Here is a 3,384-nt window from a genome sequence, read left to right as displayed (position 1 = left end):
TCGGCGCGCGGTCGCGCGCGGGCGCGGCGCTGGCCGCGGCGGCCGGCCTGCTGGGGCTGGTGCTGCTGTCGGAGGTGAGCGGGGCGGTCCGTATCCTGGAGGTGCTGCGCGGGGATGCCGGCGGGCTGTCGGGCCGCGACCTGATGTGGCCCTATTTCAGCGCGGCGTGGGATGCGTCGCCCTGGGTCGGCTGGGGCGTGGGGGCGGGGAAGGAGCTGGTCCCCGTCGATGCCCCGCTGGCGCGCCTGCTGGGCACGAATGCCGCGCACAACGAATATCTACGCATCGGGGTCGAGGGCGGGTGGCTCGGGCTCGTGCTCCTGGTCGGCAGCTTCGTCCTGTGGACCTGGTGGCACACGCGCCGGCTGCCGGTCACGGAGCGGCGACTGCTGCGGCTGGTCATGGCGGGCATCGCCGTCCATGCCTATACAGACAACGTGCTGATCGCCACCACCGCCAGCGTCCTGTTCGCCTGGGTGTCGGCCGCCTTTGCCGGCGGCGCCGGGTCGCTGGCCCGCGGAGAGACCGGATGAAGCGCCCGACCGTCCCACTTTTTTCCGCGTCGCGGATGCTCGCGGTCCTGGCGCTGGCCTGCTGCCTCGGCCGTCCGGCCGCGGCGCACGGCATCGCGCTGGTGGTCAATTCGGCCGGGGCGTCCATCAGCGTGGTGGACATGAGCAGCCGGACAGAAATCCGCCGCATCCCCGTCCTGCGCGAGCCGCACCACGTGGCGCTCAGCCCCGATGGCCGCAGCCTGCTGGTCGGCGATTCGGCCGGCAATCAGATGCTGTTCCTCGATCCCGGGACCGGCGCGGTGCAACACACCCTGCCGATCGCCGATCCGTATCAGCTCGGGTTCAGCCCGAACGGCCGGTTCCTGACCGTCAACGGCCTCGCCCGCAATCAGGTCGATGTCTACGACGCGGCGACGATGAAGCTGCTCAAGCGCTTCCCGCTCGCCTCGATGCCGAGCCACCTGGCCTATGCGCCGGACAGCTCCATGGTGTTCGTCTCGCTGCAGGGGACCGACCGGCTGGCGGCGATCGACCTCACGCACATGCAGGTGCGGTGGGAGGTGCCGGTGGGGCGCACGCCGGCGGGCGTGATGTGGCACGAGGGGCAGGTGCTGGTGGCCGACATGGGGGCCGACGACGTGGCGGTGGTCGATCCGGTGGACGGGCACGTGATCCGGCGCATCCATACCGGCCGCGGGGCGCATCAGCTGTTCCTGTCACCCGACGGGAAGCTGATCTACGTCAATAACCGCGTCGACGGCACGACGGTCGCGCTCGACGCCCGGACGCTGGAGAAGGTGCGCAGCTACCGTATCACCGGCGGCCCGGACTGCATCGACTTCGCGCCCGACGGGATGCTGTGGATCACCGAGCGCTGGGCGCAGAAGGTGGCGGTGCTGAACCCGCAGACCGGTTCGATCAGCACGATCGCGGTGGGACGGTCGCCGCACGGCATCTTTTTGAATGCCCGTGCTGAATGAAGTCAGCGTGCTGGCGGGACTGGTTCCCACGGCGCGCGAGGTTTAGGCTCCGCCCATGACCTATCCGTTCGATCTGGTGGCCGGCTGGCTGCAGGAGCACGCGCTGATTCCGCTGCTCTACGCCACCGGGCTCATGGAATGGGAGGATATCAGCTACGGGTGGGCCCTCATCGCGGTCTACGGCGTGGTGCAGATGGCGCTCACCTACGCGGTCTGTCTGCCGCTGGAGCGCTGGCGGCCGGTGGAGCGGTGGCCGGACGCGCGGGCGGTGCTGACCGACGTGCTCTACACCTTCATCTCCCGTGTCGGCATCCTGCCGCTCGTGACCTTCGTGCTGTTCTACAAGCTGCAGGTCATAATGACGGGGTGGCTGGCCGATCACGGCTATGTCGCGCCGATGCTGGAGCGGCTGTTCCCGCCCTTGCTGGGTCACCCGGTGGTGACGTTCTGCCTGTACGTGCCGATCCTCGATTTCGCCGATTACTGGCGGCATCGGCTCAGTCACCGGTTCCGCTGGTGGTGGTCGCTGCATGCGCTGCATCATGCGCAGCGGCAGATGACCTTCTGGTCCGACGACCGGAATCACCTGCTCGACGACATCATTTCCGCGGGCTGGTTCCTGGTGGTGGGGCTGATGATCGGGATCCCGCCGCTGCAGTTCCCGCTTCTCGTCCTTGTCCTGCGCTTTCTTGAAAGCCTGAGCCACGCCAATGCGCGGGTGAGTTTCGGCTGGCTGGGCGACCGGCTGCTGATTTCGCCGCGGTTTCACCGGGCCCATCACGGCGTGCTCGCGGCGGGGCAGCGCAGCTGCAACTATGGCGCGATCCTGCCCTGGTGGGACATGCTGTTCAGCACCGCCGATTTCGGCCGCACCTATGTGGCGACGGGTGTCCCCGGCGGAGACGAGCGGCTGGCGACAGGCAGCTATGCCGCGCAGCAATGGGCTGGTCTGCGGAGTCTCGCCCGCAGCATTCTCTCCGGCGCCTGACGCCAGTAAGCGCGGCTATGACCGCGTGCTCACATCATGCCGTAAGCTATTGAGGCGAAGACAACGTTTCCTGTCCGCCGATCGTTCGTTGCGACTTCATATCAATTATTCGGTTTTTTTCGTGTTGTGTCGTCAGGCGAAATATAAGCGACGCCACGGCGGCGACGAATCGGGGCAGCTCGAACCTTAATGTGACGCCGCCATTGCGCACTGTCATGGCGACTGCGCTTGTCTGCCGAAGATGTGAGCGTCGGCTGGGACACCGTCCCGGCCCGGAGACACGTTTCAATTCCGAAGATGTGGCGCGCACAGTTGGTAATAATAGATTAACGCTCAAATAACTAATCTATTTTTTGATGTTATCACTCACGCTACCGTGAGTGGTATCGCGCAGACACTGCACAGTTGAAGCTGTACGGTTTGTGGAGCGCCGGTTGTATTGCACAATTCGCCGTGGGAAGGCACTACCGAGATGGGTGTCAGAACCGACATAAATGAGGTAACGAAGGTAACCATGATACGAACATCATTAAATAGTTAGGATTATCGTTAAAGACCACTGCACACGAGGTGAATGTTGCGAAGTCGTATCCTTATGGCAGGGCCGTCATCCGGGGGGATTGGCGGTCGCGTGACTTCGATCCGGTCGCGGCTTGCCTCGTCGTATCTTTGTTGCCTGCCGCGTTTGTCTGACCGGCCGTGCTCCACGGGCCCCGCGGGGGCCCATCTGCCGCCGAAGCACCCCCACCCGTCCGTATCCGTCAGCCATGAGGTCTCGCCATGAGCTTCATCAAAGGGCAGCCAGAGGCTGCCTTTCTTGCCGCCGAACTTGCGCCCGGCCTGTCTCTGACACGGCCCGACGATCCGCGGCTGGAAATGTTCACCCGCCTGCCGGCCGCCC

At 65.5% G+C, this 3,384-nt stretch carries 3 protein-coding genes; all 3 read left to right on the top strand.

What is annotated here, in order from left to right; genetic code table 11:
* The coding region (locus B8460_RS11350) for an O-antigen ligase family protein (protein ID WP_048861711.1) at positions 1–533 on the top strand (533 nt) is incomplete at its 5' end.
* A complete protein-coding gene (locus B8460_RS11345) occupies positions 530–1,495 on the top strand; it encodes a YncE family protein (RefSeq protein ID WP_048861710.1) in 966 nt (321 codons plus the stop codon). The genes B8460_RS11350 and B8460_RS11345, both read left to right, overlap by 4 nt.
* Positions 1,496–1,550: 55 nt before the next feature.
* Entirely contained in the window at positions 1,551–2,483 is a 933-nt protein-coding gene (locus B8460_RS11340) for a sterol desaturase family protein (RefSeq protein ID WP_048861709.1), read from the top strand.
* Positions 2,484–3,384 lie beyond the last annotated feature (901 nt).

The sequence above is a fragment of the Acidisphaera rubrifaciens HS-AP3 genome (genome assembly GCF_000964365.1).
GTDB classification, from domain to species: domain Bacteria; phylum Pseudomonadota; class Alphaproteobacteria; order Acetobacterales; family Acetobacteraceae; genus Acidisphaera; species Acidisphaera rubrifaciens.
This window is presented reverse-complemented; position numbering and strand designations above follow the sequence as displayed.